General features: G+C 62.1%; 26 protein-coding genes and 1 tRNA gene. 11 read left to right on the top strand and 16 right to left on the bottom strand.

All coding sequences use genetic code 11. The features are described from left to right. The first annotated feature begins 38 nt into the window (after positions 1 to 38). Complete coding sequence (locus NCT05_RS01030; RefSeq protein ID WP_250501600.1) at positions 39 to 1,505, top strand: restriction endonuclease subunit S domain-containing protein; 1,467 nt, start codon at positions 39 to 41, stop codon at positions 1,503 to 1,505. Positions 1,506 to 2,317: 812 nt separating this feature from the next. Here NCT05_RS01030 and NCT05_RS01025 read toward each other — a convergent pair. The 5 genes from NCT05_RS01025 to NCT05_RS01005 all read right to left on the bottom strand — a co-directional run bounded on the left by NCT05_RS01025 (position 2,318) and on the right by NCT05_RS01005 (position 4,750). Further along, positions 2,318 to 2,393, bottom strand: a tRNA-Ala gene (locus NCT05_RS01025). A 67-nt stretch (positions 2,394 to 2,460) separates the two neighbouring features. Further along, positions 2,461 to 2,805 carry a c-type cytochrome gene (locus NCT05_RS01020; RefSeq protein WP_175979692.1) on the bottom strand — a complete coding sequence of 115 codons (345 nt, stop codon included), beginning with the start codon at positions 2,803 to 2,805 and terminating at the stop codon, positions 2,461 to 2,463. Further along, complete coding sequence (locus NCT05_RS01015; protein WP_008352287.1) at positions 2,802 to 3,602, bottom strand: BON domain-containing protein; 801 nt, start codon at positions 3,600 to 3,602, stop codon at positions 2,802 to 2,804. The genes NCT05_RS01020 and NCT05_RS01015 overlap by 4 nt, the downstream gene beginning before the upstream one ends. 23 nt (positions 3,603 to 3,625) lie before the next feature. Beyond that, positions 3,626 to 4,213: a phosphoheptose isomerase gene (locus NCT05_RS01010; protein ID WP_175979691.1), complete on the bottom strand. Its 588-nt coding sequence runs from the start codon at positions 4,211 to 4,213 to the stop codon at positions 3,626 to 3,628. Between the two features lie 102 nt (positions 4,214 to 4,315). Beyond that, positions 4,316 to 4,750 (bottom strand): YraN family protein, encoded by a 435-nt coding sequence (locus tag NCT05_RS01005; RefSeq protein ID WP_250501599.1) that lies wholly within the window; start codon positions 4,748 to 4,750, stop codon positions 4,316 to 4,318. On the opposite strand from NCT05_RS01005, the gene rsmI reads away from it, so the two are divergent. Next, positions 4,749 to 5,630: a 16S rRNA (cytidine(1402)-2'-O)-methyltransferase gene (gene rsmI / locus NCT05_RS01000; RefSeq protein ID WP_175979689.1), complete on the top strand. Its 882-nt coding sequence runs from the start codon at positions 4,749 to 4,751 to the stop codon at positions 5,628 to 5,630. The two genes, NCT05_RS01005 and rsmI, sit on opposite strands and share 2 nt — an antisense overlap. Positions 5,631 to 5,683: 53 nt before the next feature. Here rsmI and NCT05_RS00995 read toward each other — a convergent pair whose 3' ends face one another. Then, positions 5,684 to 6,292, bottom strand: coding sequence for a septal ring lytic transglycosylase RlpA family protein (locus NCT05_RS00995; protein ID WP_250501598.1), 609 nt, complete (start codon positions 6,290 to 6,292; stop codon positions 5,684 to 5,686). On the opposite strand from NCT05_RS00995, the gene NCT05_RS00990 reads away from it, so the two are divergent. From NCT05_RS00990 to NCT05_RS00975, 4 genes are all read left to right on the top strand, one after another. Further along, a complete protein-coding gene (locus NCT05_RS00990; RefSeq protein ID WP_250478973.1) occupies positions 6,269 to 6,538 on the top strand; it encodes a hypothetical protein in 270 nt (89 codons plus the stop codon). The genes NCT05_RS00995 and NCT05_RS00990 overlap by 24 nt on opposite strands. Before the next feature lie 419 nt (positions 6,539 to 6,957). After that, positions 6,958 to 7,614, top strand: coding sequence for an MBL fold metallo-hydrolase (locus NCT05_RS00985; protein ID WP_008352295.1), 657 nt, complete (start codon positions 6,958 to 6,960; stop codon positions 7,612 to 7,614). Further along, positions 7,611 to 8,237: a 3'-5' exonuclease family protein gene (locus NCT05_RS00980; RefSeq protein ID WP_175979687.1), complete on the top strand. Its 627-nt coding sequence runs from the start codon at positions 7,611 to 7,613 to the stop codon at positions 8,235 to 8,237. The genes NCT05_RS00985 and NCT05_RS00980 overlap by 4 nt, the downstream gene beginning before the upstream one ends. 105 nt (positions 8,238 to 8,342) lie before the next feature. After that, on the top strand, positions 8,343 to 8,801 hold the full coding sequence (locus NCT05_RS00975) for an Lrp/AsnC family transcriptional regulator (RefSeq protein WP_008352298.1): 459 nt from the start codon (positions 8,343 to 8,345) through the stop codon (positions 8,799 to 8,801). A gap of 503 nt (positions 8,802 to 9,304) precedes the next feature. Here NCT05_RS00975 and NCT05_RS00970 read toward each other — a convergent pair. Together NCT05_RS00970 and NCT05_RS00965 are read right to left on the bottom strand one after the other, a co-directional pair. Further along, positions 9,305 to 9,607, bottom strand: coding sequence for an H-NS histone family protein (locus NCT05_RS00970; RefSeq protein WP_008352299.1), 303 nt, complete (start codon positions 9,605 to 9,607; stop codon positions 9,305 to 9,307). A 369-nt stretch (positions 9,608 to 9,976) separates the two neighbouring features. Next, on the bottom strand, positions 9,977 to 10,648 hold the full coding sequence (locus NCT05_RS00965) for a HugZ family pyridoxamine 5'-phosphate oxidase (protein ID WP_250501597.1): 672 nt from the start codon (positions 10,646 to 10,648) through the stop codon (positions 9,977 to 9,979). A gap of 156 nt (positions 10,649 to 10,804) precedes the next feature. Between NCT05_RS00965 and NCT05_RS00960 the strand changes: the two genes are divergently transcribed. Continuing rightward, a complete protein-coding gene (locus NCT05_RS00960) occupies positions 10,805 to 12,028 on the top strand; it encodes an MFS transporter (RefSeq protein ID WP_250435383.1) in 1,224 nt (407 codons plus the stop codon). 61 nt (positions 12,029 to 12,089) lie between these two features. Here the strand turns inward: NCT05_RS00960 and NCT05_RS00955 are convergent, their stop codons facing one another. Continuing rightward, entirely contained in the window at positions 12,090 to 13,235 is a 1,146-nt protein-coding gene (locus NCT05_RS00955) for a branched-chain amino acid ABC transporter substrate-binding protein (protein WP_008352302.1), read from the bottom strand. 539 nt (positions 13,236 to 13,774) lie between these two features. Between NCT05_RS00955 and NCT05_RS00950 the strand changes: the two genes are divergently transcribed. Next, positions 13,775 to 14,479 (top strand): dienelactone hydrolase family protein, encoded by a 705-nt coding sequence (locus tag NCT05_RS00950; RefSeq protein ID WP_250501596.1) that lies wholly within the window; start codon positions 13,775 to 13,777, stop codon positions 14,477 to 14,479. Between the two features lie 41 nt (positions 14,480 to 14,520). Here NCT05_RS00950 and NCT05_RS00945 read toward each other — a convergent pair whose 3' ends face one another. Beyond that, entirely contained in the window at positions 14,521 to 14,706 is a 186-nt protein-coding gene (locus NCT05_RS00945; protein ID WP_008352305.1) for a hypothetical protein, read from the bottom strand. A 226-nt stretch (positions 14,707 to 14,932) separates the two neighbouring features. Next, a complete protein-coding gene (locus NCT05_RS00940) occupies positions 14,933 to 16,159 on the bottom strand; it encodes an MFS transporter (protein WP_250457070.1) in 1,227 nt (408 codons plus the stop codon). Between the two features lie 324 nt (positions 16,160 to 16,483). Between NCT05_RS00940 and NCT05_RS00935 the strand changes: the two genes are divergently transcribed. The 3 genes from NCT05_RS00935 to NCT05_RS00925 all read left to right on the top strand — a co-directional run bounded on the left by NCT05_RS00935 (position 16,484) and on the right by NCT05_RS00925 (position 18,668). Next, positions 16,484 to 16,696: a hypothetical protein gene (locus tag NCT05_RS00935; protein WP_008352308.1), complete on the top strand. Its 213-nt coding sequence runs from the start codon at positions 16,484 to 16,486 to the stop codon at positions 16,694 to 16,696. A gap of 34 nt (positions 16,697 to 16,730) precedes the next feature. After that, complete coding sequence (locus NCT05_RS00930) at positions 16,731 to 17,762, top strand: serine/threonine protein kinase (RefSeq protein ID WP_250501595.1); 1,032 nt, start codon at positions 16,731 to 16,733, stop codon at positions 17,760 to 17,762. A gap of 177 nt (positions 17,763 to 17,939) precedes the next feature. After that, on the top strand, positions 17,940 to 18,668 hold the full coding sequence (locus tag NCT05_RS00925) for a PepSY-associated TM helix domain-containing protein (RefSeq protein WP_250501594.1): 729 nt from the start codon (positions 17,940 to 17,942) through the stop codon (positions 18,666 to 18,668). A 17-nt stretch (positions 18,669 to 18,685) separates the two neighbouring features. Here the strand turns inward: NCT05_RS00925 and NCT05_RS00920 are convergent, their stop codons facing one another. The 5 genes from NCT05_RS00920 to NCT05_RS00900 form a co-directional block, all read right to left on the bottom strand. After that, positions 18,686 to 19,906 carry a PepSY-associated TM helix domain-containing protein gene (locus NCT05_RS00920; RefSeq protein WP_250501593.1) on the bottom strand — a complete coding sequence of 407 codons (1,221 nt, stop codon included), beginning with the start codon at positions 19,904 to 19,906 and terminating at the stop codon, positions 18,686 to 18,688. A gap of 126 nt (positions 19,907 to 20,032) precedes the next feature. Then, entirely contained in the window at positions 20,033 to 21,052 is a 1,020-nt protein-coding gene (locus tag NCT05_RS00915) for an XdhC family protein (RefSeq protein ID WP_250501592.1), read from the bottom strand. Further along, entirely contained in the window at positions 21,025 to 21,570 is a 546-nt protein-coding gene (locus NCT05_RS00910) for an SRPBCC family protein (protein ID WP_008352328.1), read from the bottom strand. The genes NCT05_RS00915 and NCT05_RS00910 overlap by 28 nt, the downstream gene beginning before the upstream one ends. Continuing rightward, positions 21,561 to 22,754 carry a vWA domain-containing protein gene (locus NCT05_RS00905; protein WP_241814029.1) on the bottom strand — a complete coding sequence of 398 codons (1,194 nt, stop codon included), beginning with the start codon at positions 22,752 to 22,754 and terminating at the stop codon, positions 21,561 to 21,563. Before NCT05_RS00905 ends, NCT05_RS00910 begins: the two co-directional genes overlap by 10 nt. Beyond that, positions 22,751 to 23,647 (bottom strand): AAA family ATPase, encoded by an 897-nt coding sequence (locus NCT05_RS00900; RefSeq protein WP_008352332.1) that lies wholly within the window; start codon positions 23,645 to 23,647, stop codon positions 22,751 to 22,753. The genes NCT05_RS00905 and NCT05_RS00900 overlap by 4 nt, the downstream gene beginning before the upstream one ends. Positions 23,648 to 23,653: the final 6 nt, after the last annotated feature.

The raw sequence follows: 23,653 nt of genomic DNA, 5'->3' as shown, positions 1-23,653 counted from the left end.
GTCGCTGACCTCTATAAGCGCGGCCCCGGAGGTCCGGCATGATTCATTATTGGCAGAACTCGTCCGCAATAAAGGACGCGGTTTATATTCCAAAATACTACGACCCAGAACTTGTTGCGTCCGTGCAGCGTTTGACCGTGACGCACGATTGCGTCACCGTTAAGCAACTTATGGAACATGGACAGTTGAGCGTTTCAACCGGCGATGAGATTGGTAAAGCCGCCTACGGGACCGGCGACATTCCATTCGTCCGCACGAGCGACATTGCCAATTGGGAGATCAAGAGTGCGCCCAAACAAGGGGTTTCACAGGAGATTTACGAAGATTACTGTGACGCTCAGGACATTCGGGTCGGCGATATCCTTTTCGTCCGGGATGGGACCTACCTAATTGGGAACAATTGCTTCATAACAGCAATTGATAAGGACATTCTATATCAGTCGCACGTGTTGAAGCTACGACTGGTTGATGACGGAAAGCTTCATCCGCATCTATTGTTTCTAGCGCTGAACAATCCGTTTGTGCAGAAGCAGGTACGCTCGTTTCAGTTCACCGCGGACACTATCGACACGATCGGTCGACGATTCTTCGATCTGGTGATTCCGATTCCGAAAGATCAGGCGACTCGCGATTCTCTAACGTTCGCCACGGAGACGGCTCTTGCGACCAGGATGGCCGGGAAAGCATTTGTGAAGCACTGTCCTAGAATGATTGAGACTGCGCTTCGCACCGGGAGTCCGTCATCGATCCGGGATTTCGAAGCGCTCAGTCCGGAACAAAAGGTCGGCGAGATTGCAAATGAAACGATCTCGGCGGAATTTGGTGCTTTCAGCGCATTTTGGCACCCGTCTTCTGAGATAAACAATCAGATTTACCTGCCAACTTACTATAACGTCGAAATACCTCGTGAATTGGAGGCGCTAAGAGGCACTTGCGACCTGCGTTCGATTTCCGAATTGCGAGCATCCGGGATACTCGAATTCTACACCGGCGATGAGATCGGAAAAATGGCCTACGGAACGGGGGAGATACCTTTCCTCCGAACGAGCGATTTTTCAAATTGGGAGATCAATCATAATCCGAAGCAAGGCATTTCCGAGGAGATTTACGCGCAATATGCTAAGAAACAGGATACTCGCGAACATGACATCTTGCTCGTTCGCGACGGCACCTACTTGGTTGGGTCGTCCTGCATGATTACCTCAGAAGACGAGAAAAGCCTGTTCTGCGGTGGCTTGTTCAAATTTCGTATTCTAAAGGAACCGCTTGACCCGTTCTTGTTTCTGGGTCTTCTGAATTCCTATATCGTAAAACGACAGATTCGGACAAAGCAGTTCACACGCGACGTCATTGATACGGTGGGAAATAGAATCGAGGAGGTGGTTATACCGATTCCGAAGTCTGAAATTCTCAGAAGAACCATATCTGATGCGGTGCGCAAAGCGATTGAAAGTAGAATCTTTGCACGGCGCGACATAAGTAAGCTATCTCTCTCGATTGCCTAACGCGAAAAATTTCTTCTGTCAGTGGCAGGTGGTTCACCTGCCGCTTCATTTTACTCGCGGCCCAACGAGCGTGAATGATCATAGCTTCCGGCAGCGCAGACGAAGTGCGTCAACGCATTGACTGGAATGATTGACGACGTATGGATTGCCCTGAATCGTCCAAGTGGAACATCGATCTGTAATATCACCGAACGTTGCACGTAGTTTTTCAAAAAGCTATTGAACTCCCGGCTCAGCATCGCCGTCACTTTGGAGTAGTTCACAGATTAAACGTGAGCTCGCCGCTGGACGTTCGATAAGGTGCATTACTGGCGCTCGCTACATCCGTTGATGGTCAGTCGAAATTCGAGTCAAGATTCCGCGAAGCTGTTCTGATAAAGGGAAAGAGATCATCGAACGCAAGATCGCATTAGACGCTCGTTGAATCGATCCAAGTCCGGCGTGTGTCGTCCGCGCGAGCGCTGTAGCGCTCTGCGGGACCCAGATTCGTTGCCCCCCGATTGGCGCTAGCACCGACGTTGATAGGCCTCGCTGCACGCTTGCCCGCGTCAGTTCAGTGTTCCGCGAAAGTCAGCCACAAACGGTGCGGCGCAAGGCCGAACCGACGAACGGATTGGAAGGCTAACGCTCGTCCGACGCCCATATGGAGTTTGGCAGGGTTGACCCTGCGACAGGCCCTATGTCATTCTTGGCACTGGACAAACAAACTGTCTGTCACCCTGATGTCACCCGGCGGGGTGCCAAACCGAACGATGACGAACGCAGCGCCAATAAAAAAACCGGCCTAAGTGGCCGGTTTTAAAGGAAATTCGTGGTGGAGAGGAGGAGGATCGAACTCCCGACCTTCGCATTGCGAACGCGACGCTCTCCCAGCTGAGCTACCCCCCCAACGAATCAAAATTGTACCACAGCAAAATCGCCGTCAGGCAAGCCTTCAGACGACTTCAATCAACGCTCACTTCTGCGGCGCCCCCGCCAGAATCCAAGACACGACCGTCTTGATATCCGCGTCGTTCATCTTCGGGTGCGAAGGCATCGGAATCGAGCCCCACACCCCCGCGCCGCCGTTCTTCACCTTCTTTTCAAGCATCGTGCTCGCCTGCGGATCGCCCTTGTACTTCTCGGCGACCTGTTGAAACGACGGCCCCACAAGCTTGCGATCGATCGCATGACAACCCATGCACGCGTTGCTGCGCGCGATCGCCATCGCATTCGCGGATGAACCCGTCTGCTCCGCAGCAGACACACCAAAAGACGCGGCAACGATCACCGCGCCGACAATCAAACGCATCATGTTCATTTCACCGTCGAAGCCGGATTGGCATTCCCCGGACGCACATCCGAGTTCTTCACGGGCGCGGGCGATTGCGTATCGAGCGGACGCGACGTCACGCCCGAATCAGGCACCGTGCCAACCGTCGCCTCAGCCGGCGCGCTTGCCGCCGGCGCCACGCTCGTGCCCGACGCGGCCGCCGCTTCCAGCGCTTGCGCCTCTTCAGGCTTGATGTACTGGAACACCTTCACGACCTGCTCGACGCCCGGCACGCGCGCGGCGACATCCGCGCCATGCGCGCCTTCGTCCGGCGTGACGAGCCCCATCAGATAAACGACACTGCGCTCGCACACCACCTTGTAGTCGTTCGCGTGCAAGTCCTTCTCGCCGACCATCGCAGTCTTCACGCGTCCTTCAAGGTAGGAATCGTTCGCGCGCGATGAGTACGAACTCGCGCCCTGCACCGACAGCTCGTTGACGATGCTGCCGACGTTATTGATGTCGCGCACCACCGCCTCGGCCTTCGCCTTCGATGCGTCGTCCGGCACTTCGCCCGTCAGCAACACGCGCCGGTTGAACACGGTCACGTTGACATGCGACGTATCGGGCACGTTCTCGTTGATCCGCGAAAGCGCCTTCACCTGAATCTCGCGATCTTCGGTCTGCGCGCCGAGCGTGCGGCGATCCGTGGCGATCAACGTGCCGCCGGCCGCCGCGCCGACGACCGCGAGCGCGCAGCCCTGCAACGTCAATGCAACTCCCGACAACATGCCCACCATCAGCGTGGCCTGGGCCAGCGTCGCCTTGACGCGTGTCTTGTTCATCAACTCCGTTCCCCCTTTCAGTTTCAGTCGTCGCCGAGCAGCATCGCATCGATGCCGTCGCACAGACAATGAATGGTCAGCAGATGGACTTCCTGGATGCGCGCCGTTCGTTCGGCCGGCACGCAGATATGAATATCGGTTTCGGCGAGCACGTCGGACATCGCGCCGCCGCCCTTGCCCGACAACGCGATCACGATCATCTCGCGCTCGTGCGCTTCCTGAATCGCAGCGAGCACGTTCACCGAGTTGCCCGACGTGCTGATCGCAAGCAACACGTCGCCCGACTGGCCGAGCGCGCGGACCTGGTTCGAGAAGATCTGCTCGAACGCATAGTCGTTGCCGATGGCCGTGAGTATCGAGGTGTCCGTGGTCAGCGCAATCGCCGGCAAGCCCGGACGCTCGCGTTCGAAGCGGCCGATGAGTTGCGCGGCGAAGCGCTGCGCATCGGCAGCCGAGCCGCCATTGCCGCAAACGAGAATCTTGTTTCCGTTCGCGAGCGCGCCAAAAAGCGTATCGACGGCGGCCGCGATCGGAACCGCCAGCGCGTCGAGTGCTTCGAGTTGAAGTGCCGCGCTGTCGCGGAATTGCTGTTGAATGCGTTCGACTGACATCGACTCTCGATCATCGGCCGCGACATGCGCGGTGTGTGGCTTGAACGCTCAAGGCGTCGGTTGTTGCGCAGTTTACCGCATGCATCATGCGATGAACCGCAGTCACGCCTCGTCGGCGCGAAACGCATCGGGCAGCCAAAGGATGCGGCCCGCATCGAATGCGACGACGTCGAAACGGCACGCAGGCAACGCGCCGCGCCATGTCGTCAGGAAATGCTGCGCGGCATGTACGAGGCGCGCGCGCTTCTTCGCATCGACGCTTGCGACGGCATTCGCGTAACGCCTGCTTCTTCTCGCGCGGACTTCGACGAACACGAGCGCGCCGCGTTCATCGAGCATCACGAGATCGATCTCGCCGCCGCGACACGTCACGTTGCGCGCGACAAGACGCATGCGCTGCCGCTGCAGGAACGCGAGCGCGTGCGACTCGAAAGCGTCGCCGAGCGTTTTGGACACGGCTCCTCCGTAAAAGTTGTCGGCGGGCCACCGAATCGCGCATGGCAAAATGACGACCTTTCCTTCGACGCCCGCGCTCATGCTTCAGATCTCCGAACTCGCCGCTGGGCAGCACTATCCGACAGGCGCGCTGTATATCGTCGCAACGCCGATCGGCAACGCGGCGGACATCACCGTGCGCGCGCTCCACGTGCTCGGACTCGCGGATCGCATCGCCGCCGAAGACACGCGCAACACGGCGCAACTGCTCGCGCGCTATGGCATTTCGAAGCCGTCGATCGCCGTGCACGAACACAACGAGCGCAGCGCCGCCGAACGCGTGATCGAGCATCTCAGGAACGGCGAGCGCATCGCGTGCGTATCCGACGCGGGCACGCCCGGTATCTCCGATCCCGGCGCGCGTCTCGTCGATGCCGTGCGCGAGGCCGGCCTGCCGGTCATCCCGCTGCCGGGCGCGAGCGCGCTCACGACCGCATTGAGCGCGGCGGGCGCGTTCGTCGGCGGCTTCTCGTTCATCGGCTTCCTGCCGACGAAGGCGAAGCAACGTGCGTCGGAGCTGAAGAAACTCGCAAGTCTTCCGATGGCGCTGGTGTTCTACGAGGCGCCGCATCGCATCGTCGAAACCGTGCGCGCGCTCGGCGACGCGTTCGGCGGCGAACGGCAACTGCTGATCGCCCGTGAGCTGACGAAGTTACATGAGAGCCTGCATCGCTGCACCCTGGCCGAAGGGCCAACGTGGCTCGAAGCCGATGCGAATCGTCAACGCGGGGAATTCGTCCTGGTCGTCGAAGGCGCGCCCGAAGCGCACGACGCCGACGACGCCCACGACGCGCTGCTGTCGACGCTGCTGGAAGAGTTGTCGGTGAAAAGCGCGGCGCGCATCGCGGCGACGTTGACGGGCGCGTCGCGCAATGCGCTGTATGAACGCGCGCTGAAGCTCGCCAAACGCGACGAGAAATAAAAACGGGCCGTTGCGATAACGGCCCGTCGGGTTCTGCGAAGCTGTCGGCGAGATCAGTTCACGCTGTCGTCGGCCAGCGCCTGAGCCTGCTCTTCGCGCGCCGCACGCGCTTCCTGCTGCGTGAGACCTTCGATCTTCACCTTCTGCGTGCCGGCGCCGCGCATGCCGAGCACCGCCGCCGCTGCATACGACAGATCGATCACGCGTCCGTGCACATAAGGGCCGCGATCGTTGATCTTCACGACGACGGTCTTGTGATTCGCTTCGTTCGTCACGCGCACCCACGACGCGAGCGGCAGCGTGCGATGCGCTGCGGTCATCGCGTTCATGTTGAACTTCTCGCCGCTCGCGGTCTTGCGACCGTGGAACATGCGTCCGTACCACGACGCCTTGCCCTTCTGCTCGAAGTTGCTGGCGTCGGGACCGGTCGTGATCGGCTCGGCGTCGGAAAGCGACTGCGCCGGTTGCGCCGGCCTCTCGGCGGGCAGCGCGGAAAGGTGCGAATCGAAGGCGAGCGGCGCCGTCGAGCGGGCACTGCTCGTGCTGAAGGAGTTTGTGTTCTGAGGATTGGATGCGACATCGCCCGAACCCGGCGCGGCGCAACCCGCCAGCACGCCAACTGCTAGCAGGCTCCCGACATGTCGAATAAATCGAGCATTCATAGACGTGTTTTCAACGATAAAGGAGCGGCCGCGCTGCGCTGGTCGGCGCGCGCAAGGCTGCTCGAGGCTTTGCCGTGCAAAGCAGAACGCCGCTCGCTGAAGCGAACGGTGGACTGTGCTCGGATGCGGCGCACTCGTGCCGCAAACGCCCGGTTATTGTTCACGTCTGGCGCAACCTGTCCCCGGCAGCCTGACCAGACCCCACAAGCCGCCATCGAACGTGGCATCACGTTCGTGCGCTGGTGAAGCCAAGTGAGCGCAGGAACGGCGGCGTAGGCCCCATCCGGCGTGACGGCGGCAAAGGCCATCTGACAGACGCGCGGCGTCTGGCCGGACAAGACGTGTGCACCTACTGGAGGTGCGTGAGTTGCAATTGCGAGGCTTTTGGCCCCCAACAGCGTACTGACAGCGATTGTAAAAACGCACTAGCGTTTTGGCATTCGCCCAATGACGGCATGGTTTGATCCATGCACAAGTAGTGCCATTATACAAAAAAACCGTGGTCCGGCTCATCGGACCCATCGGATTGTCATTGATTTTCGCTATGAGCGTAAGAATTGCCGCTTTTTAGAGCAACGCCGTCGCGGCGCGCGCTGCCGTCGGACCCGTGGTCGCACCGGTACAATGAACGTTTTTACAGGCCCGCGCGCATCGACGTCAGTCATATGAAAGTCATTCTCGTTCCCGTAACGCCCTTTCAGCAGAACTGCTCGATCGTGATCTGCGAAGCGACCCAGCGCGCCGCCATCGTCGATCCGGGTGGCGACATCGAACGCATCATCGCGGAAGTCGAACGCCAAGGCGTGACCGTCGACAAGATTCTTCTCACGCACGGCCATCTCGATCATTGCGGCGGCGCCAAGGCGCTCGCGGACCATTACGGTATACAAATAGAGGGACCGCATCGCGAAGATGCGTTCTGGATCGATCAGTTGCCCGCGCAGACTCAGCGCTTCGGTTTTTCGAACGCCGAAGCCTTTACGCCGGAACGCTGGCTCGACGACGGCGACGCCGTGCAGTTCGGCAACGAGTCGATGGAAGTCTATTTCTGCCCGGGCCACACGCCGGGTCACGTCGTATTTTTCAGTCGGGAGCACAATCTGGCGTTCGTCGGCGACGTCCTGTTCGCCGGTTCGATCGGCCGGACCGATTTCCCGCGCGGCAATCAGGCGGAACTCATCCGCTCGATCCGCGAAAAGCTCTGGCCGCTCGGCGACGATGTCACCTTCGTTCCCGGACACGGCCCGGCATCGACGTTCGGCGAGGAACGGCGCAGCAATCCTTTCGTGCGCGACGGCGCGGCAACGGGTGCGACAGCGTGAACGCAATTCCCGAAATCTACGTCAGCACCGATGTCGAGGCCGATGGCCCGATTCCCGGACCGCATTCGATGCTGAGCTTCGCGTCCGCGGCCTACACCGCGGACAAGCAGCTCATCGGCACCTTCTCCGCGAATCTCGAAACGCTCGAAGGCGCGACGCCGCATCCGGTTCAGGCGGCATGGTGGAAGACGCAGCCCGACGCGTGGGCCGCATGCCGCAAGGACCTGCAGAAGCCGGAAATCGCCTTGCCGGCCTATGTCGAATGGGTGGAAGCGCTGCCCGGCAAGCCCGTGTTCGTCGCGTATCCGGCGGGCTTCGACTTCACGCATATGTTCTGGTACATGATGCGCTTTGCCGAGCGCTGCCCGTTTTCGTGGTCGGCGCTCGACATCAAGACGCTCGCCTTTGCGATGACCGGCCTGCCGTATCGCAAGGCCATCAAGCCGCGTCTGCCGAAACACTGGTTCGACGAGCTGCCGCATACGCACGTCGCGCTGGACGACGCAATCGAGCAAGGCGCACTCTTTTGCAACATGCTGGCCGACCTGCGGATCTCGCAGGAGAAGCTGGCCAGGCTTGCGAAGGAATCCGGCGACGACACTGAAGGTAAAACCGCGCCCTGAGGCGGGGGAGTTAGGGAAACTCCCTCAGTGCGGGCGCGTTTGCATTGCGTTTCTTTTTCGACGCCTCTACTATGAGAGTCAAATCGCGACCGAACGGAGGCGCAGTTGACTCTCGATACATTCTCACAAAAAATCTTGCGTCTCCTGCAGCTGGACGCACGCCGCTCCGTTCAGGAAATCTCCGACCAGGTCGGCTTGTCGAGCACGCCGTGCTGGCGTCGCATCAAGGACATGGAGCAATCGGGCGTCATTCAGCGCTATACCGCGCTGCTCGATCGCGAAAAGCTCGGTCTGCATGTCTGCGCGCTCGCGCATATTCATTTGACACGGCATACGGAAGGCGGCGTCGAGCAATTCGAACGCGAAATCGCCACTTGCCCGGAAGTCACCGAGTGCTATAGCACGACCGGCGAATCCGATTACATCCTCAAGATCGTCGCGCCCGATATCAAGGCTTACGACGCGTTTCTCCACGATCGCATCTTCAAGATTCCTGCCGTCGCTCAGGTGCGAACGAGCGTTGTGCTCCGAGAGATCAAGTTTGACACGCAATTGCCGCTCTGACGGATTGCGTTTAGCGCCGCGTTTCTAATGCGCGCTTGGACCGTTGGTTCCAGCGCGCGGAATCGGTGCGTCCGTTGGAAGAGCCTTGTAATGCAATGGGCGAACGCGCATCCAATTCCCTTTCAGCCAATCGATAAAAATCAAACTACCCAGCACGCCCGGCCTGATACGGGCGAAATATCCTGATGGCTGGCGATCCAGGTTCGCTCGCGAGCCAGCATTGCGGCGCGAACCGTGAACAGCATCCGCCGAGGAAATTAATGCCGAAATTCGACGGCAGAACCACGATGATCCGAGTTGCCGCAAGTCCGCTATCTGGCGCAATATTCCTTCAGGAGACGTCCCGGTTTTTCGGCCTGCGCGCTGTTGACGCAAGCGCGGTGTAATGTGTCTCCGGTCTTCGAACTTCGGCAAATGACGAAACACCGTTCATCTGATCGCACAAATGAAAAAGCCGCGTCACGTAACGCGGCTCTTCGAATGCATCGTTTGATGCTTTGCAATTACTTGCCGATCAGAAAATTATCCCGATCCTGCCCGGCGATCCACTTCGGCGGCTTGCCGCGACCCGACCACGTGCTGCCACTTTCGGGATCGCGATATTTCGGCGCCACGCCCGAGCGGCTGCGCGCGGCCTTCGCGCCTTTTGCGCCACGGCCGCCAGCCAGTTCCTGAAGCGTGATGCCATAATCCGACATTTTCTGCTTGATCTCATTAAGCACTTCCGCGTATTCGCGCGACTTCGCTTCTTCAATCTGACGTTCGAGAGACTCGCGTTGTGCGAGGAGTTCCTTGTATGAAGGCATGGCAATTCCCTAAGTGGTTTGCTGACTTGCGAATCGGCGCGCTCGCTTTCAGTTATCAGTATAGCCTCGGACTGGCACGCAGATTAACACAGTTCCCAATAACGCGGCATGTGCGAATCGCCACTTATTAAAAGTTTAGCAATTTTCTTCGTAACAATTGCCGAAAGCTCAGAAGGTTCGCTTGTTCGCTCTTCGGACTTAAAAAGCTCTGCCAGTCGCGACGACGACTCGACGATGGCATCGGATGAAAACAAAGACAAACGAGTCAGTCGCAAAGTTTCATGAGATGGCAACTTGCCACGAAAAAGCCGCTCTGCAGGGCGTTCCATGCGGTTGAAATCGGGTCGCAACGTCTCGGATTTATCTCGTTCAAATATTACGTTGACGCTCAAAACAATCGATAACCGCGGCCTTCAAATCCTCGTTCGTCAGTTTCGGGTAATCGAATGTAAAACGATTGCGGATGTCGGCGAGCAGCAAATCGCAGCCGTACCGGTCTATCCCCAATAATCGGAGATTCTCCGGACGGCCGCTGTAAGCATCGAAATATTTGCATAACGACGATTCGTCGTCCGCCGAAAGCGGCGGCAGCGAATCCAGTTCTTCTCCGCCGAGCCATCCCATCGCGCCGAATCCGCCTATATAACGCATGCGCTCGAGCGACATCACCCAGAAGGAAAAATCGCCGAGTTCCAGATAGCGTGCCGCATCCGGGTGATACCGCAGATAGCGCCGCGCGAGCTCTTCGCGATCTTCGGGCGCGGCGGGCGCGAAACTGCCGAGCATCGTCAGGCGCTGGCCTTCCAGCACGCCGCCATCCGCCGCGTGGGAAACCAGAAACCCCGCGCGCGCATCGGCCTGAAGATTGCGCGTGTGCTCGGCGAGATGGCTGATGAGCACCATCGGCACATGGCGCTCGGTCGGCGCAAACGGCAGCGCCGTCGGATAGGGAAAGCCGCGCGGCTCGCGGGTAAGCGTGGCGAGCGTGCCTTCGGAGACGCGATGCAGCAGATTCAGCGGCGCTTGCGACGGGATGTTCATCCGGGCCTCGTGCGTGGGTGAATGGTCGGACGATGGTAATGCAGCAGGTCCGAGCGTGTCGCCTGGCCGTTCGATAGAATCGAAAGCCTTCGCGTTCGATGGCAACATGTCCGGTTGTCATCGCATCCCGCGCAACTTCAAAGAACGATTTCATTCGTGTCCGATTCGACCACTGCCTCCGCCGCCTGCGAATCCAATCCGACGCTCGCGCTACATCGCACTCTTCCGCATGCCACACGCGTACGCGCGCGCTACGCGACGATGGCCGTCTTCTTCATCGCGGGCATGATGTACGCCTCCTGGGGCGTGCACGTTCCCACCGTGCGCGACAAGTTCGCACTCAGTCCCGGCATGCTCTCGTTCGCGTTGCTGGCGGTCGCGGGCGGCTCGATCTTCGCGATGCTCACCGCCGGATCGTGGATCGCGCGCGCCGGCACGCGCACCGCGTGCATGGCGGGCGGCATCACGATGATGATCTGCGGCTCGCTGATCCTCGTGACGCCTTCTTACTGGATGCTGCTCGTCGTGCTCGCGATTTTCGGCTTCGGCATGGCGACGCTCGATGTCGCGATGAACGCCGAGGCCAGCGCGGTCGAGCAGGCTCTGGCGCAGCCGATCATGTCGTCGCTGCATGGCATGTTCAGCATCGGCGGGATGGCGGGCGCGGCCGCGGGCGGCGCACTGCTCGCGCACGGACTCGCGCCGGCGGCGCATCTCGCGCTCGCTTCCGGTGTGAGCCTGCTCGTACTGCTCGTATCGATGCCCGCCGTGCTGCCGCACGTTCCGCATCACGACGAGCACGCGAAGGCGTCGTCATCGAATCGCTGGCGCTCGGGCGCGCTGTGGGCGCTCGGCGGCCTCGCGCTCGTCGCGCTGATCGCGGAAGGCGCGATGTACGACTGGGCCACTGTATATATGCGCGATGTCGTCGAAGCCACGCCGTCGGTGTCGAGCGCCGCTTACGCCGCGTTCTCGGGCGGCATGGCGGCAGGCCGCTTCGGCGGCGACGCGGTGCGCGCGCGTTTCGGCGCGCCGCAACTGATCTTCGGCAGCGCGGGGCTTGCGTTCATCGGCATGGTGATGGCGCTCTTGCTGCCGAACACCATCGTCACGATGACCGGCTTCACGCTGATGGGCTTGGGCCTCGCGAACATGATGCCGGTGCTGTTCGCAGCAGCGGCGCGCGTCGAGGGCGTGACGCCCGCGGAAGGGCTCGCGCAGGTCGCGGGCCTCGCGTATTTCGGGCTGCTGCTCGGGCCGGTGTTGATCGGCGGCGTTGCACAGGTCAGCAATCTGCCGATCGGGCTGTGCGTCGTCGCGGCGTGCTGCTTCGTCATCACGCTCATCGGACCGCGCATTCTCAGGCGCTGGAAGATATGAAAAAGCGCGCGGTCCTTTCGGAACCGCGCGCTTCTCTGGACTTCGAGAAGTCCGAAGGAAATTACATCTTCACGACGTCGAGCAGCGTCTTCTTGCCGCCCTTGTAGTTGTACAGCGAGATCACGCCGTGCTTCAGATCGCCCTTCGAATCGAAGGTCGTCTCGCCGATCACGCCCTTGTAGTCCGTGTTCGGCATCGCGGCGACGATCTTCGCCGGATCGGTCGAGTTGGCGCGCTTCATCGCGTCGACGATGATGTACACCGCGTCATACGTGAACGGCGCGTAGATCTGGATCGGCTGGCCGAAGCGCTTCTGGAACTTCTCCGCGAACTGCTTGCCGCCGTCCATCTTCTCGAGCGCCATGCCCGCTTCCGAGCACACGACGTTGTCGGTCGCATCGCCTGCGAGATCCGACAGCTTCTCCGTACAGACGCCGTCGCCCGCGAGAACCTTGGCGCGCAGGCCGAGCTGCTTGGCTTGCTTGGCGAACGGGCCGCCGGTTGCGTCCATGCCGCCGTACATCACGGCGTCGGGGTTCTCACCCTTGATCTTCGTCAGAATCGCGCGGAAGTCGACGGCCTTGTCGTTGGTCGCGTCGTGCGAGATCACCTTCAGGCCGAGCGACTTGGCGGTCTTTTCGAACTCGTTCGCGAGACCCTGGCCGTATGCCGTCGAGTCGTCCACCACGGCGACGCTCTTCACCTTCAGGTTCTTCGCGGCGTAGTTGGCGAGCGCCGGACCTTGCTGCGCATCGGTCGCGACGACGCGGTACGTCGTCTTGAAGCCTTGCTGCGTGTAGGTCGGGTTCGTCGCCGACGGGGAAATCTGCACGATGCCCGCGTCGCTATAAATCTTCGACGCCGGGATCGACGTGCCGGAGTTCAGGTGACCGACGACGCCCACGACCTTGTCGTCGACCAGCTTCTGCGCGACTTGCGTCGCCGTGCGCGGGTCGGCCGCGTCGTCTTGCGCGTCGAGTTCGAGCGTGACCTTCTGGCCGTTGATCGTCAGGCCCTTGGCGTTGATCTCTTCGACTGCGAGCCGCGCGCCGTTTTCGTTATCCTTGCCCAGGTGAGCAATGCCGCCGGTCAGCGGAGCGACGTGACCGATCTTGACGACCTGGTCGGCTGCTGCGGACGTTGCCAACGTCGCGAAGAGCACGGCTGCGGCGCTGATCGGCAACAGTTTGTGAAGCTTGGTGTTCATGTAAGTCTCCAGTTTCGGTCCCAAAAACAACGTAATCGCCCTGTGCCCCGTCTTTCATCACGATCGCTCAGTCCCGTGGACGACCACGCCGGATGCATCGTCATGCACTTGGCAAGTCCTTCCGGCAGGCCGTTCGTGGCAGCCGCCATCCGCACTGCGCGCAAGTGTAGGGTTGTCAAATTAATTTAGGGAAGTTTTTTAAGATAGTGGTGTCACTACCAATTAACGGCCAGTTGTGATGCGCCGCCGTTTGTGGTGGCGTTCGCGTGAAGAAGCCCTGTGCATGCGGGTTTGCGCGACATCGGCGCGCAAAGGTTTGGCCGTCATTCGAGTCCGGCAGACGCGCGCCGATAATCCCTGCCCATCGGCACCATTAGCCTGTTTTTTAATGACTGTTTTTAGCTGGCGTTTAGATCGGCGCCTCTAAAAACCGGCTGCGCGTCAAAGCGCGTGCCAGAGGGCGCGCGGACGTTCAGGGCGACTGAAAGGGAAAGCTGGCAAACTCACACGCCTGCATTCCCACACACAAGGAGTTTGACGTGACCGTTTCCACGACTTCACGCTGGATCGACATTCCGGCCGATGGCGGCAGCTTCCAAGGCTATCTCGCGCTGCCGAAGACGGGCACCGGACCCGCCGTGATCATCCTGCAGGAGATCTTCGGCGTGAACGGCCACATTCGCAGCGTCGCGGATCAATACGCCGCCGATGGCTACGTCGCCCTCGCACCCGATGTTTTCTGGCGCACGCAGCCGCGCGTCGAGCTGGGTTACGAAGGCGCGGATCGCGAAAAGGCGATGGAACTGCTGCAAAAGACCAAGCTCGATGCCGCTGTCGCGGACGTCGGCGCGGCTGCGAAAGCGCTGCGCGCGCTGCCGGAAGTGACGGGCAAGATCGCGGCGATCGGCTATTGCTTCGGCGGCCGGCTCGCGTATCTCGCGGCGGCCGAGGGTTCGGTGGATACGGCGGTGGCCTATTACGGCGGCGGCATTCAGAACGCGCTCGACAAGGCCGATCAGGTCAAGGTGCCGATGCAGTTCCATTACGGCGAACTCGACGCGCACATTCCCGCCGATGCCGTCGATGCCGTCCGTCAGAAGTTCGCGGGCCGCGAGGATTCGGAACTGTATGTCTACGCGCAAGCCGACCACGGCTTCAACTGCGGCGATCGCGCGTCGTATAACGGGAACGCGTCGGCGCTCGCGCACGGACGCACGCTGACCTTCCTCGGCGCTCATCTGTAATAGAAGCACCTTTCGCAAGCGCGCCCTGAACGGCGCGCTTGCTATATCAGCGCGGGCAATCCTTCGACGAGCAGAAAGGCGGCGAGCACACCGAGCAATGCGCCGAACACGCGCAGTACGTTGTTTCTCAGATGCGTCGCGCAGGGAATGGCCCCGAGGAACAGCGCGCCAGCGAGCGCCATCGGGATGATCAGAATGAAGTCGCCGATCGTGAAATACGTCGTCATGGTGCGTCTCCCATCGTCCTGCTTCTGGCTTTATCGTCGCGTGTGAAAAGCTGCATCGACGATTCGAGTATAGGCCGCGCCAACGAAGGCGTTAGCCCAACTTCGTGCGACGGCAAACCACGAAAACGTACGAAAGCCTTGCGCGACAAGGACTTGCAGGCACCTATTTTTAAGCGGACGCGGAAAAACCCTTAGCTTCGGCTTATTTCAATCGGCTTTCGATTGTTCAGACGACAGCGTGCTCGCGCCGGTTCAGATGCACCGCGCCCGCAATCCCGACGAGCAGCAGCGCGCCGATCAGCCCGGCGACGCCCTTCCATCCGAATGCGGTCCAGAAGTGCCCTCCGTACGATCCGATCAGACTCGACCCTATGTAATACGCGAGCAGATAGAGCGCGGCCGCCTGGCCTTTCGCTTGCATCGCGAGCCGTCCGACCCAGCCGCTCGCGACCGAGTGCCCTGCGAAGAAGCCGAACGTCAGGCACGCGATACCCGCAATGATCACCGGCAGCGCGTTCGACAAGGTCAACGCGATGCCGAGCATCATCAGCACCAGGCTTGCGATCAGCACGCGGCCGCGCCCGAAGACATCGGCCATCTTGCCGGACCACGGCGACGCGACCACGCCCGTCAAATACACGGTGAAGATCGCGCCGATCTGCGTCTGATTCAGTTCGAACGGCGCGCCCAGCAACCGATATCCGACGTAGTTGTAAAGCGTGACGAAACTGCCCATCAGCACGAAGCCGATGAGAAACAGAAACGGCAAACCGCGATGCCGCAGATGCCCGCCGAGCGAGCGCCGATGATGCGCGAACCCGACGCCGCGCCGCGGCTTGAAGCGTCGCGACGGCGGCAGCAGCGAGCGGAACGCGAGCGTGGCGAGCAGACCCAGCAGCCCGATTCCGCCGATAGCGACGCGCCAGCCGAAAAGATCCGCGAGGATGCCGCTGATCACGCGCCCGGCCATGCCGCCGATGGCCGTCCCGCCGACGTAGAGTCCCATCGCGAGACCGAGGCCTTCGGGATGCACTTCCTCCGCGAGATACGCCATCGCGACCGCGGGCACGCCGCCGAGCGCGAAGCCTTCGAGCGCGCGCACGACGAGCAGCGCGTGCCAGTCCGGCAGCACGGCGGCGATCACCGTCAGCACCGACGACGCGAGCAGCGAAAGCGTCATCAGCCGATGACGGCTCCAGCTTTCCGAGACGAATCCCGCGATGAAGATGGCGATCGCCAACGCCGCCGTGCTCACCGACACCGCGAGCGCGCTGACCGCCGGACTGACGCCGAACGCCTTCGTGAACTCGGGAAGCAACGGCTGCACGCAGTAGAGCAGCGAAAAAGTCGCATAACCGGCGAACAGCAACGCGAGCGAAGCACGCCAATAGGCGCGCGAGCCGCGTTCGAGATACGGAGCGGCATCGGCGGCCCGGTTTGCGTTAGCATCCACGAATGAAGTCTCTGCTGAAAAAACTCTCGACGATACGCCGATCCTCAGGGTTTTGCCTGATAAGCAAGCCGCGATCCGGCCACGTAGCCCATTAATTGCTGCTATTCGTCTGCGATCGGCAACATAACGAAGCGAATGGCGTCGCGCCGACGCGCCGCCATGCGCTAAAGTTAGAGCACAATCGTTCATGAAAGCCGCGCGTGTCGCGCTTCCCGCAACAGCGACGCGGCGATTGTCTGGTGCACGAGCCGTGAAAAGCCTGTGCTTGGTGAAAACATATGACCGGCGCTTCAATCCCAGCCGGCGTTGAAACGGGGATTCATCATGCAAATCGGTTCGATTGTCCGCTCCGTGCATATTGCCGTGCCTCAGGGCGCGCGCGGCATCGTGATGCGCATTCTCGGCGACATGGCCATGGTCGCCTGGTACGCGGGCGAGCCTGGCGTAACCAAACTGCTCAATACCGAGCCGTTCTTTCTCGAAGACCTGATCGATACGGGCGATGTCGTGCGCCCGTCGAACACGGTCGTGCACTGAGAAGCGACGCGCCGCATTGCGGCACAATGCCGGGATGAACTCGATCCATCCCGACTCCCAGGGCGCGCCCGCCGACGACGCGCCGCCCTTCTCCGGCCTCACGCCCGATTGCGTACTCGATGCAGTCGACCGCGTGCTGATGCCCGCAGGCGCGCGTACCGATGGCCGCCTGCTGCCGCTCAACAGCTACGAAAACCGCGTCTATCAGGTGGGCGTCGAGGACGGCGCACCGATCGTCGCGAAGTTCTATCGGCCGAAACGATGGTCGAATGCGGCGATTCTCGAAGAGCACGCGTTCGTCGCGAGTCTCGTCGCGCGTGAGATTCCGGCCGTGCCCGCGCGCGCGCTCGATGGCACGACGCTGCACGAATTCGACGGCTTTCGCTTCTCCATCTTCGAGCGGCGCGGCGGACGCGCGCCCGACCTCGATCGCAGCGACACGCTCGAATGGCTCGGGCGCTTCATCGGGCGGATTCACGCGGTGGGCGCGGTCGAGCCGTATCGCGAGCGGCCGACGCTCGATATCGACACTTTCGGCTATGAACCGCGCGAGTTCCTGCTGACGCACGGCTTCGTTCCCGCCGATGTGCGCGAAGCGTGGGAATCCGTCGTGTCGATGGCGCTCGAAGGCGTCGCGCGATGTTTCGAGCGCGCGGGCGATGTGCGGCACGTGCGTCTGCACGGCGACTGTCATCCGAGCAACGTGCTGTGGACCGACGCGGGCCCGCATTTCGTCGATTTCGACGACAGCCGCATGGGCCCGGCCATTCAGGACTTGTGGCTGCTCTTGCCCGCCGGACGCGCGGATGCATCGCGCGCGCTCACCGATCTGCTCGCCGGTTACGAAGATTTTTGCGAGTTCGATCCGCGCGAACTGCATCTGATCGAAGCGCTGCGCACGCTGCGGCTGATTCATTATTCGGCGTGGCTCGCGCGCCGCTGGAACGATCCGGCGTTTCCCGCCGCCTTCCCGTGGTTCAACACGCAACGTTACTGGGAAGACCGAATCCTCGAATTGCGCGAGCAAGTCGGCGCGATGCAGGAAGGCCCGCTTTGGCCCGTTTGAAATTTTTTGTGACATTCGCGGACTGTCAGGCGATCGCAAAGCGTTGAAAAGCGCTTTTCGGCATGTAATGATAACAATTCTCATTTGCCCGCCTGACATCGATCGCCGCGCGCGCGTGCGCGTTTAGCCGATCGGGGCGCGGCTTTGCCTGCCAACGCCCGAATTCTGGAGAGACGCGTGAACGCGCCTGAAACCCTCAATACGCCGCCGTCCGCGACGGGCGGCTCGACGCATTACCGTCCGCATGGGCGTCTCATCGACGATGCCGAGCAGATCGTCCGCAAGCATCGCTCGCGCCGCTCGACCTTCCTGAAGTGGCTGCGCAAGGTGCATGGCTGGGTCGGCTTGTGGGGCGCGCTGCTGGGCCTGCTGTTCGGCGCGACGGGTTTTCTGCTGAATCACCGCGCGCCGCCGCTGCGCATTTCGACCGGCGAGCCGCAGGTTTCGCAGATGCAGATGCCGCTGCCCGCCGAAGGCTTCAAGTCGCCGCGCGACATGGGCGCGTGGCTGAAGAAGGAACTGAAGATCGACGGCAATCTCGGACGCGCGCGCAAGGAACCGGCGCATCCGGTCGGCTGGGGCGACAAGAGCACGATGCAGCCGGAACAATGGTCGGTGATGGTGGCATCGCCGGGCGGCAGCGTGATGGCGGAGTACTGGGTCGGCAACAATTTCGTGTCGGTGAAGCGCACCGAAAACACCTTCCTCGCGATGATGACCAACCTGCACAAGGGCGTTGGCCTAAGCGTGGGCTGGGTGCTGCTCATCGATACGTTCGCGGGCAGCATCATCCTGCTGTCGCTTACCGGCGTGCTGCTGTGGACCGAGCTGAACAAGAAGCGCACGGCGGGCGTGGTGATCGTGGCCGCGTCGCTGATTGCGGCGATTCTTTGCGGGTTGATTTGAGGGATTCGGGACGTCGATCACGCGGCCGACGTCCCCTTCCCCTTCCGCGGGTTATGCCGCGTCAGCCACAAATAAAGCCCGCTCCCGAGCACGACGATCGTCAGCACATCGAACGCGGCCCAGAAAATCTTCAGCGGCATGCCGCCGAAATCGCCGAAATGCAGCGGCTGCGAGCCGAGCAGCACCTTCAGATACCACGGCAACTCGCGTGAATCGGTGAGCGCGCCCGTCGATGCATCGACGAGCACAGGTCGCATGATCCGCGTCGTCAGAATGCCGTCGCCGCGCATCCACACGGCATAGTGATGCGGGCTCGCGAAGCGCGTCCCCGGAAACGCGACGAACGACGGAATCATCTCGGGCGCGACGCGTTGCGCTGTCTTCACGGCATCGTCGATGGAAGCGCGCACGACGAGCGGCGGCTTGTCACGATACGGCGCGACCATCTGCGCGAGCTGATCGTTGCGCCATGCTTCGAGCATGAGATCGGCGAGCGTGTTGATCGAACCCGTCGCGCCGACGAGCAACGCCCACGCGAGCGTCAACATGCCGATGGCGTTATGCCAGTCGAGCCACACGATCCGCCGCTTCTTCTTCAGGCGCACGCGCCCGAGCCCGACCTTTCGCCAGAACGGCAGATACACGACGATGCCCGACACGATCGCCGCGAGAAACACGACGCCCATCGCGCCGAGAAAGAGCTTGCCGAAGAGCCCGGCGAACATGTCGACGTGCAACTTCAGCAGCACGAACTTGAGCGAGCCTTTGCCGGGCGGCATGCCGAGCGGCTGGGCGGTGCGCGCATCGACGGTCGTACTGAGCGTATCGTCGGGCGGCGTGTCGGCTTTCGGCGCGGTGACGACGACCGGCAAAAGCGGATCGTCCGGCTCCCAGATCATGTATTGCGGCACATGGCCCGGATGCTCGGTCAGCGCCGCGCGCAACACCGCGTCGTAGCTCGCGCGCGCATTCGCCTGCGATGCAGGCAGCGCTGGCGCTTCGATCGCATCGCCGGTGAGGATGTCGAGTTCGTGGCCGAACACGAGCGGCAAGCCGGTCAGACACAGCAGCAACATGAACGCCGTGCAGACGAGACTCGTCCACCGATGCACGATCGACCATACGCGCAGCGCGCGCTGGCTGATGTGGCGCTTGTTCGCGGACGAGCGCGAGTCGGGCGATGCATCGGCGCGGGCGGCTGCGCGCTGGTCATCGCCGGTCAAAAACTTGCCGGGCATTCGATTGAATCGTTGAACTGAAGCGAAACGGCTGCGCGTCAGCCGAAGCTGGCCACGCAAATGAGAATGATTATTATATAGCCGTCGCGCCCGTCCGGGTCGCCTTTCGTCAGGATTTTGTAATAATCAGACGCCGCAGACTTCGCCTTTTCCGGCAACCTCGCGCGCCGCTTTCGCGCCTTCCACCTGCAACAGTTCGGGCAACGACACGCCGTTCTTCGCCGCCGTGACTTCCGCGAGAATCGACACCGCGATTTCCGGCGGCGTCCGGCTGCCGATATAAATGCCTACCGGCCCATGCAACCGCGCCAGTTCGTCCTCGCTGAGATCGAACTCCTTCAGACGCTCGCGCCGCGCCGCGTTGTTGCGCCGCGAACCGAGCGCGCCGACGTAGAACGCGGGCGTCTTCAGCGCTTCCATCAGCGCGAGATCGTCGAGCTTCGGATCGTGCGTGAGGGCGATGACCGCGCAGCGTTCGTCGAGCTTCATCTCCATGACCGTGTCGTCGGGCATGGTTCGCACGATCGTCGTGCCGGGCACATTCCACTCTTCCGTGTATTCCTCGCGCGGATCGCACACGGTCACCTGATAATCCAGCCCGACCGCGATACTGCACAGATAGCGCGACAACTGCCCCGCGCCGATCACGAGCATCCGGTAACGCGGGCCGTGAATCGTCAGCAGATGCGCGTCGTCGAAGAGCACGCCGTCGGTGGCCTGCGCCGGTTCGAGGCGCGCCGCGCCCGTGGCCATGTCGAGCGTGCGCGCGACGAGCTTGCCGCTTTCCACCGCCGCGCACAATTCCGAGACGCCGCTTTCCATCGTCAGCGGCTCCAGCACGAGCTGGATCGTGCCGCCGCACGGCAAGCCGAAGCGATGCGCCTCTTCCGCGCTGATGCCGTACTTCACCGCTTCCGGCTTCGTCTGCTCGATGCCCCGCTGCCGCACGCGATCGATGAGATCGTCCTCGATGCATCCTCCCGACACCGAACCGACGACGTGGCCATCGTCACGCACGGCGAGCATCGCGCCTTCGGGTCTCGGCGACGAGCCCCATGTCTTCACGACCGTCACGAGCAGCACGCGATGTCCCTCTTCGAGCCATCGCGCGCTGTTCTTCAGGACTTCGAGATCCACGCTGTCCATGATTTCTTCCCCTTTTCCTTCTCTTCTGCGCCGCTTTCGTCTTGGTCGGCGGCTGCATCTTGCGATTCCTGGCCGCCTTGCAGCTGCGCGCTGAATCGCTTGAAGAATTCTCCCGCGATCTTGCGCGCCGCGCCGTCGACGAGCCGCGAGCCGATCTGCGCAAGCTTGCCGCCGACCTGCGCGTTTGCACTGTAACTGAGCTTCGTCGTGTCGGCTTCGTCGCCGGGTTCGAGGTTCACGGTCGCGCTGCCCTTGCTGAAGCCGGCCGCGCCGCCCTGCCCTTCGAAGACGATCGTGTAAGTATGCGGGGCGTCGATATTCGTCAGCTCCATTCTTCCCTTGAAGCGCGCTTTCACCGGACCGACCGCCGCCGTCATCGCGACGTTGTAGGCGTTCTCGCCATCGGCGTCGATGCTGTCGCAGCCCGGAATGCAGACCTTCAGGATCGACGTGTCGTTCAGCGCTTCCCACGCGCGCGCCTGCGGCACCGGCAACGTGTGTGTTTCGGTCAGTTCCATCTCGTGTCTCCAGTGTGCCGTGACAGCGCGGCCAGTTCGGCTCCGACCGCGCCGAGGCTGTCGAGGTTATGTGCCGCGAGCATTGCATCGACGTGTGGCAGGATCGCGCGCACGCCTCGCGCGCGCGGCGTGAAATCGGCGAAACGCAGCAGCGGATTGAGCCACACCAGCCGATGCGCGAAACGCCTGAGTCTTTGCATCTCGGCATCGAGCACGTCGATGGCTTCGTGATCGAGGCCATCGGTGACGAGCAGCACCGTCGCCCGACCGGCCAGCACACGCCGCGCCCAGCGCCGATTGAACTCCGCGAGCGTCGCGCCGATGCGCGTGCCGCCGGACCAGTCCGCGACGTTCTGTCCGAGCGCGGCAATGGCGACATCGGGATCGCGTTCGCGCAAGGCGCGCGTCGCGTTCGTGAGCCGCGTGCCGAACAGGAACACTTGCAGACGCTCGCGCGATTGCAATAGCGCGTGACAGAAGTAGAGCACGGCGCGCGAATACGCGCTCATCGAGCCGGAAATGTCGAGCAGCAATACGAGCGGCGGTCTGCGCTCGACCGCCGCGCGATATTTCCACACGGTCCAGTCGCCGCCCGAGCGCACGGCGTGTCGCGCGCTCGCTTTGAGATCGGCATGCGTGCCGCGCGAGCCCGCCTTCAGCCTGCGCGTCGGTTCCGTCGCGAGCGGCATCCGATGCGCGCGAATCTGATGCCGCAGCGTGCGCCATTCGTCGGCGCTGAGCGTGTCGAAATCGCGATGGCTCAAGCGTTCCTGCGCGCTGAACGTGATGCGCGCGTGCGCCTCTTCCGGCTTCGATTCCCGCGGCGGCGTTGTCGACGATGCCGCCGCGCGCGTCGCCAACGCATCGGCGAGACGGTTGTTGCGCTTCGGCGGCGGCATGCCGCTCTTCACCTTCGGCAGCAACAGCGCGCGCAGCTTGCCTTCCCAGTCGGGATCGCGCCAGAAAAGATCGAACGCCGCATCGAAGATGTCGCGTTCGTCGCTCGCGTGGACGAGCAAACACGCGAGCGTCGCGCGCACATCGTCGCGGCGATTCAGATCGACGAAGCGCAACGCGTCGAGCGCATCGACCGCGTGCGCCGGCGACATGCCGAGCCCCGCGCCGCGCAGAAGCCTCACGAAATGCACGACGTTGCGCGCGAACGGTTCCATCGTGGTCGTCATGGCGTGGCCGCGAGGCATTGCGCGAGCGTATCGGCGTCCATGCGCGCGAGATCGTCCTGATACTTCAACAGCACGCCGAGCGTGTTCTGCACCGATTGCGGATCCAGTTCCGTCACCGACAACGCCGCGAGCGCGCGGCACCAGTCGATTGTTTCCGCGACGCCCGGCGCCTTGAAGAGATCGAGCGTGCGCAGCTCGTGCACGAACGCGACGGCGCGCTGCTGCAACGCCTGCCCCGCTTCGGGCGCGCGCGCCGCGACGATCGCCAGTTCGACATCGCGCTGCGGATAGCCGATCCACTGATAGAGGCATCGCCGCTTCAACGCATCGTGGACTTCGCGCGTGCGGTTCGACGTCATCACGACGAGCGGCGGTTGCGCCGCGCGCACCGTGCCGTACTCCGGAATCGACACCTGAAAGTCCGACAGCAATTCGAGCAGAAACGCTTCGAACGGCTCGTCGGCGCGGTCGATTTCATCGATGAGCAGAACGCGGCGCGCGTCGGGATTCGACGCATCGGGCAGCAAGGCCTGAAGCAGCGGACGCTTCAGCAGAAACTCGCTGCGATACAGCGAATCGTTCGACGGCGTTTCGCCCGACGCCTCCGCGAGCCGCAGCGCCATGATCTGCCGCGGATAGTCCCACTCGTATAGCGCGCTCGCGGTATCGAGCCCTTCGTAGCATTGCAGGCGCAGCAGCGTCGTGCCGCACAAGCCCGCCGCCGCCTTCGCGAGTTCGGTCTTGCCGACGCCCGGCTCGCCTTCGAGAAAGAGCGGCCGCTGCATCTTCAGCGCGAGAAAAAGCGCCGTCGCGAGCTCGCGGTTCGCGAAGTAGCGATGCTCGCGCAAGCGCGCGAGCGTCTCGTCGATGGATTGCGGCGCCTGTTCCGTCATCGCGGA

The sequence above is a fragment of the Caballeronia sp. AZ7_KS35 genome (genome assembly GCF_023631045.1).
GTDB classification, from domain to species: domain Bacteria; phylum Pseudomonadota; class Gammaproteobacteria; order Burkholderiales; family Burkholderiaceae; genus Caballeronia; species Caballeronia zhejiangensis.
This window is presented reverse-complemented; position numbering and strand designations above follow the sequence as displayed.